Raw genomic sequence first — 6,597 nt, forward strand, 5'->3', positions numbered from 1 at the left:
GTCAACGGCGGACGGCGGCGAGAGATTCCCGGGCCTGCTCGGCCACGTTCTCGGCGGTGAAGCCGAACTCGCGGAACAGGATCCCGGCGTCGGCGGAGGCGCCGAAGTGCTCCAGGGAGACGATCCGGCCGGCGTCGCCGACATAGCGGTACCAGGTCAGACCGATGCCGGCCTCGACAGCCACACGGGCCTTCACGGACGGCGGAAGGACGGCGTCCTTGTAGGCCTGGTCCTGCTCCTCGAACCACTCGACGGACGGCATCGACACGACGCGGGTCGCGACGCCCTCGGCCTCCAGCGTCTCGCGGGCGGCGACGGCGAGCTGCACCTCGGAGCCGGTGGCGATCAGGACGACGTCCGGGGTCTCCTTCGAGGCCTCGGCGAGGACGTAACCGCCGTTGGCCGCGTCCTCGTTCAGGGCGTACGTGGGCACGCCCTGCCGGGTGAGCGCCAGGCCGTGCGGGGCCGGCTTCGCGGAGCCGCGGCGCAGGATCTCGCGCCAGGCGACGGCCGTCTCGTTGGCGTCGGCCGGGCGGACGATGTTGAGGCCAGGGATGGCGCGCAGCGAGGCGAGGTGCTCGACGGGCTGGTGGGTGGGGCCGTCCTCGCCGAGGCCGATGGAGTCGTGCGTCCACACGTACGTGACGGGGAGCTGCATCAGCGCGGACATGCGGACCGCGTTGCGCATGTAGTCGGAGAAGACCAGGAAGGTGCCGCCGTAGATGCGGGTGTTGCCGTGGAGCGCGATGCCGTTCATCTCGGCGGCCATCGAGAACTCGCGGATGCCGAAGTGGACGGTGCGGCCGTACGGGTCGGCCTCGGGCAGCGGGTTGCCCTTGGGGAGGAAGGAGCTGGTCTTGTCGATCGTGGTGTTGTTGGAGCCGGCGAGGTCGGCGGAGCCGCCCCACAGCTCGGGCAGGACCGGGCCGAGGGCCTGGAGGACCTTGCCGGAGGCGGCGCGGGTGGCGACCTTGGTGCCGGCCTCGAAGGAGGGCAGCGCGTCCTCCCAGCCCTCGGGCAGGCGGCCCGCGACGATCCGGTCGAGCAGCTTCGCGCGCTCGGGGTTGTCGGTGCGCCAGGCGCCGAGCTGCTTGTCCCAGGCGGCGTGCGCCTCGGTGCCACGGTCCAGGGCGGTGCGGGCGTGGGCGAGGACCTCGTCCTCGACGATGAAGGTCTGCTCGGGGTCGAAGCCGAGGACGCGCTTGGTGGCGGCGATCTCGTCGGCGCCGAGCGCGGAGCCGTGCGAGGCCTCGGTGTTCTGCGCGGTCGGGGCGGGCCAGGCGATGATCGTGCGCATCGCGATGATGGACGGGCGTCCGGTCTCGGCCTTGGCGGCGGCGAGGGCCTCGTACAGGGCCTTGACGTCGGTGTTGCCGTCGACGAGCGGCTCGATGCGCTGGACGTGCCAGCCGTAGGCCTCGTAGCGCTTCAGGACGTCCTCGGAGAACGCGGTCTCGGTGTCGCCCTCGATGGAGATGTGGTTGTCGTCGTAGACGAAGACGAGGTTGCCGAGCTTCTGGTGGCCGGCGAGGGAGCTGGCCTCGGCGGAGACGCCCTCCTCCAGGTCGCCGTCGGAGACGATCGCCCAGATGGTGTGGTCGAAGGGGCTGGCGCCCTCGGGGGCCTCGGGGTCGAAGAGGCCGCGCTCGTAGCGGGCGGCCATCGCCATGCCCACGGCGTTGGCGACACCCTGGCCCAGCGGGCCGGTGGTGGTCTCGACGCCGGCGGTGTGGCCGTACTCGGGGTGGCCGGGGGTCTTGGAGCCCTGGGTGCGGAAGGCCTTCAGGTCGTCGAGCTCCAGCTCGTAGCCGGCGAGGAAGAGCTGGGTGTACAGGGTGAGGCTGGTGTGGCCGGGCGAGAGGACGAAGCGGTCGCGGCCGGTCCACTCCGGGTCGGCGGGGTCGTGCCGCATGACCTTCTGGAAGAGGGTGTAGGCGGCGGGGGCGAGGCTCATGGCCGTGCCGGGGTGTCCGTTGCCGACCTTCTGCACGGCGTCGGCCGCCAGCAGACGCGCGGTGTCGACGGCTCGCTGGTCGAGCGCGGTCCACTCGAAGGGACGCTCGAAGGGGTCGAGACCGTGCGGTGTCTGCGTGCTCATCTGTGGGACTTCCTTCGCATCCGTTGTCCTGTCCACGTGCCCGAAGGCACCGCCCGGCCGGGACCAAAGTCCCAGGTCGAACCGGTACCCAACTTAAAGGTCATACTTTTGAAACGGCAGGTGCCCCCGTGCCGTTGTTCGGTGAAAATGGGACACCCACAGGCCCCGAAGCCGAGGAAGGTCGATGACGGAGCAGGACCCCGCGCAGACGAGCGCACATCTGGGAGCGACCCCGGAAGAACGAGCGCGCATCCGCACGTATCCCTTCGATCCGAGCACCAGCGTGTCCGGGGTCGGGATCCAGGTCGGCCCGATGGGGACCGAGGGTCCGTGGGCCGGCGGGGCCGATCTGTCGCGGCGTGTGCACCGCATCGACTTCCACGTCCTGCTGTTCTTCCGCGCGGGCCCGGTGCACCACATGATCGACTTCGCGGAGTACGAGGTCGGCGCGGGCGACGTGCTGTGGATCCGGCCCGGCCAGGTGCACGGCTTCTCCGCGACCGAGCCCTACGTGGGCACGGTGCTGACCATGCAGCCGGGCTTCCTGCCCCGCTCGATCGTCGAGGCGACCGGCCTGTACCGCTACGACCGGCCGCCGCTGCTGCACCCCGGCCCGGACCAACTCGCCGCGCTCGAAGCCTCGCTGGCGCAGTTGCAGCGCGAGTACCTGGACACGGAGACGCTGCCGCTGAGCCTGCACACGAACGTGCTGCGGCACACGCTGACGGCGTTCATGCTCCGGGTCGCGCACGTGTCGGCGCAGGCCGCGGCGGACGAGTGCCGGCCGCAGCCGGACACCACGTTCACCCGGTTCCGCACGGCCGTCGAGCGCGGCTTCAAGACGAACCACAGCGTGAGCGCCTACGCCGACGAACTGGGCTACTCGCGGCGGACGTTGGTGCGCGCGGTGCGGGCGGCGACCGGGCAGACCCCGAAGGCGTTCATCGACCGGCGGGTGGTCCTGGAGGCGAAGCGGCTGCTCGCGCACACGGATCTGCCGGTGGGCCGGATCGGGGTCGCGGTCGGCTTCCCCGACTCGGCGAACTTCTCGAAGTACTTCCAGCAGCACGCGGGGACGACCCCGGCGGTCTTCCGCGCCGAGCAGGTCTGAGCCGAGCGGCCCCACAGGTCTGGGGGCACGCCCGCACGGGCCGCTGGGTAGAGTCGGCGCCATGGCACGCCCCACCCCGACCACCTGCCCCTGCGGCCTCCCCGCCGCGTACGAGGACTGCTGCGGCCGCTACCACTCGGGCCGGTCCGCCGCGCCCACGGCCGAGGCGCTGATGCGGTCCCGGTACGCCGCGTTCACCCGCAAGGACGCGGCCTATCTGCTGCGCACCTGGCACCCTGACACGCGGCCGCCGGCGGTGGAGTTCGACCCGGGGCTCACCTGGGTGGGCCTGGAGGTCCTGGAGACGGCCGACGGCTCGGCGTTCCACCAGCGCGGCACCGTCACCTACCGGGCACGCTACAAGGACGACGGCCGGGCGGGCTCGCTGCACGAGCGCAGCCGGTTCGTCCGGGTCGACGGCGCCTGGGTGTACGTGGACGGCGACTTCATCGAGTAACCCGGCCCCGCCACCGGGCGCGTTCAGGGCGCGAGGATGTCCAACTCCTGGAGCGCGCCCACCGCGATCTCCCGCGTGAGCGCCTCGGCGCGCTCCGCGTCCTTCTCCCGGACCGCCTCCGCGACGCGCACGTGCAGCGTGACGGCGGCCGGGTCGGGGTCCTCGAACATGACCTGGTGGTGGGTGCGGCCCGCCAGCACCTCGGCGACCAGGTCGCCCAGGTGCGCGAACATCTCGTTGCCCGACGCGTTGAGCACGATGCGGTGGAAGTCGATGTCGTGCACGAGGTACTTCTCCAGCTGCTGGCCGCGCGAGGTCGCGACCATGCCGAGGGCGCACTCGGTGAGCGCGGCGCACTGCTCGGGTGTGGCGTGGCGGGCGGCGAGGCCCGCGGCGACCGGTTCGACCGCCGAGCGCAGCACGGTGAGCGAGCGCAGCTGGCGGGCCCGGTCGGCGCCGGCGAGGCGCCAGCGGATGACCTGCGGGTCGTAGACGTTCCACTCCGCGGCGGGCCGCACGGTGACGCCGACCCGGCGGCGCGACGCGACCAGGTGCATGGACTCCAGGACGCGCACGGCCTCCCGCATGACCGAGCGCGAGACCTCGTACCGCTGCGCCAGTTCGTCGGTGCGCAGCACGCTGCCCGCGGGGTACTCCCCCGCGGTGATGGCGGGACCGAGGCTCTCGAGTACGCGGGCGTGCAGGCCCCGGTCCTGTGTGGTCATGTCGAAAGAGTACGAGGCAGGACGTGACGCGCACGACGCGGCACCGGAACCCGGAATAAATAGTCCGACTTTTATGTCACAGACTCTTGAATTAGTCAGACCTATTGGGTTTCAGTGACGTGACACAGCGATGTCGACGAAGACAGCGATGAAGACAGCGAGGCAGCGATGAGCACCCCCCACGTCGTCGTGGTCATGGGCGTGGCAGGCACCGGCAAGACAACGATCGGTCCCCTGCTCGCCGAGCGTCTCGGCGTTCCGTACGCCGAGGGCGACGACTTCCACCCGCAGGCCAACATCGACAAGATGTCGGCCGGGACGCCCCTGGACGACGACGATCGCCGCCCCTGGCTCGAGGCCATCGGCCGGTGGGCGCACAGCCGCGCCGGACTCGGTGGCGTCGTCTCCAGCTCCGCGCTCAAGCGGAGCTACCGGGACCTGCTGCGCTCCGAGGCCCCGGACGCCGTCTTCCTGCACCTCACCGGCAGCCGTGAGCTCATCCTCGACCGGATGAGCCACCGCGAGGGCCACTTCATGCCGACGAGCCTGCTGGACTCTCAGTTCGCCACGCTCCAGCCGCTCCAGGCGGACGAGGCGGGCGTCGACGTCGACGTGTCGGGCTCCCCGGAGGAGATCACGGACCGGGCCGTCAAGGCCCTGGCCGCGCTCGACTCCGACCAGCCCTAACCCTCCCCCACCCCCCAGTAGTCGTTCCGTCCCCCTCCCCTCCTCGTACAAGGGATCAGACCGTGACCAGTCTCAGTGTCGAGACGCTGGCAGCGGACGCCGTCGAGCCGATCACGTCCGCGGGCCATGCCCAGCTCGGGATCGCCGTGCTCGTCGGGATCGCCGTCATCGTCCTGCTCATCACGAAGTTCAAGCTCCACGCTTTCCTCGCGCTGACCATCGGTTCGCTCGCGCTCGGCGCGGTCGCCGGCGCCCCGCTCGACAAGGTCATCACGAGCTTCAGCGCCGGTCTCGGTTCGACCGTCGCCGGTGTCGGTGTCCTGATCGCGCTCGGCGCGATCCTCGGCAAGCTGCTCGCCGACTCCGGCGGCGCCGACCAGATCGTGGACACGATCCTCGCCAAGGCCGGCAAGTCCGGCGGCAAGGCGATGCCGTGGGCGATGGTCCTCATCGCCTCGATCATCGGTCTGCCGCTCTTCTTCGAGGTCGGCATCGTGCTGCTGATCCCGGTCGTCCTGATGGTCGCCAAGCGCGGCAACTACTCGCTGATGCGGATCGGCATCCCGGCCCTCGCCGGTCTGTCCGTGATGCACGGCCTGATCCCGCCGCACCCCGGCCCGCTCGTCGCGATCGACGCGGTCGGCGCCAACCTCGGCATCACCCTGGCCCTCGGCGTCCTCGTCGCGATCCCGACGGTCATCATCGCCGGTCCGGTGTTCTCGAAGTTCGCCGCGAAGTGGGTGGACGTCCCCGCGCCCGAGAAGATGATCCCGGCACGCGCCTCGGACGAGCTGAAGGGCCGTCCCAGCTTCGGCGCCTCGGTCGCCACGATCCTGCTGCCCGTCGTGATGATGCTGTCGAAGGCGCTCGTCGACATCATCGTGGACAACCCCGAGCACACCGTGCAGCGCGTGTTCGACGTCGTCGGCTCGCCGCTGATCGCCCTGCTCGCGGCCGTCATCGTGGCCATGTTCACCCTGGGCCGCCCGGCGGGCTTCACCAAGGGCAAGCTGGCCTCCACGACCGAGAAGTCGCTCGCCCCGATCGCGGGCGTGCTGCTCATCGTCGGCGCGGGCGGCGGCTTCAAGCAGACCCTGATCGACTCCGGCGTCGGCCAGATGGTCCTGGACATCTCCAAGGACTGGTCGATCCCGACGCTGCTGCTCGCCTGGCTGATCGCGGTCGTGATCCGGCTCGCGACGGGTTCGGCGACGGTCGCGACCGTCTCGGCGGCCGGTCTGGTGGCCCCGCTGGCGGCCGGTATGACCGACACGCACACGGCGCTGCTGGTGCTGGCGATCGGCGCGGGCTCGCTGTTCTTCAGCCACGTCAACGACGCGGGCTTCTGGCTGGTCAAGGAGTACTTCGGGCTCAGCGTCGGGCAGACGGTGAAGACCTGGTCGGTGATGGAGACGATCATCTCGGTCGTCGCCGGTGGCCTGGTCCTGCTGTTGTCCGTACTGATCTAGCGCCACGGGCCCGGCACACGGCGGCGGCCCCCACCCGACCTCTCCGGTCG

The 6,597-nt window shown here is 70.9% G+C and carries 6 protein-coding genes; 4 read left to right on the top strand and 2 right to left on the bottom strand.

Annotation, left to right across the window (positions count from 1 at the left end; genetic code table 11):
- Position 1: 1 nt before the first annotated feature.
- Positions 2–2,098, bottom strand: a complete 2,097-nt coding sequence (gene tkt, locus ACFW9D_RS25680) for a transketolase (protein ID WP_384625270.1) — start codon at positions 2,096–2,098, stop codon at positions 2–4.
- Between the two features lie 184 nt (positions 2,099–2,282).
- Between tkt and ACFW9D_RS25685 the strand changes: the two genes are divergently transcribed.
- Both ACFW9D_RS25685 and ACFW9D_RS25690 read left to right on the top strand, forming a co-directional pair.
- Positions 2,283–3,209 carry an AraC family transcriptional regulator gene (locus ACFW9D_RS25685; protein ID WP_384625273.1) on the top strand — a complete coding sequence of 309 codons (927 nt, stop codon included), beginning with the start codon at positions 2,283–2,285 and terminating at the stop codon, positions 3,207–3,209.
- A gap of 61 nt (positions 3,210–3,270) precedes the next feature.
- Positions 3,271–3,666: a YchJ family protein gene (locus ACFW9D_RS25690; protein ID WP_384625276.1), complete on the top strand. Its 396-nt coding sequence runs from the start codon at positions 3,271–3,273 to the stop codon at positions 3,664–3,666.
- Between the two features lie 23 nt (positions 3,667–3,689).
- Here ACFW9D_RS25690 and ACFW9D_RS25695 read toward each other — a convergent pair whose 3' ends face one another.
- Positions 3,690–4,391 carry a FadR/GntR family transcriptional regulator gene (locus ACFW9D_RS25695; RefSeq protein ID WP_384625279.1) on the bottom strand — a complete coding sequence of 234 codons (702 nt, stop codon included), beginning with the start codon at positions 4,389–4,391 and terminating at the stop codon, positions 3,690–3,692.
- 168 nt (positions 4,392–4,559) lie between these two features.
- Here ACFW9D_RS25695 and ACFW9D_RS25700 point away from each other — a divergent pair, with 168 nt between their 5' ends.
- Together ACFW9D_RS25700 and ACFW9D_RS25705 are read left to right on the top strand one after the other, a co-directional pair.
- Positions 4,560–5,078: a gluconokinase gene (locus ACFW9D_RS25700; protein ID WP_188339834.1), complete on the top strand. Its 519-nt coding sequence runs from the start codon at positions 4,560–4,562 to the stop codon at positions 5,076–5,078.
- Between the two features lie 62 nt (positions 5,079–5,140).
- The gene (locus tag ACFW9D_RS25705) at positions 5,141–6,547 is read left to right on the top strand and encodes a gluconate:H+ symporter (protein ID WP_384625282.1); all 1,407 of its coding nucleotides are present in this window, start codon (positions 5,141–5,143) and stop codon (positions 6,545–6,547) included.
- The last annotated feature ends 50 nt before the right edge of the window (positions 6,548–6,597 follow it).

The organism is Streptomyces sp. NPDC059524, from assembly GCF_042749255.1.
In the GTDB taxonomy this organism is placed as follows: domain Bacteria; phylum Actinomycetota; class Actinomycetes; order Streptomycetales; family Streptomycetaceae; genus Streptomyces; species Streptomyces xanthii.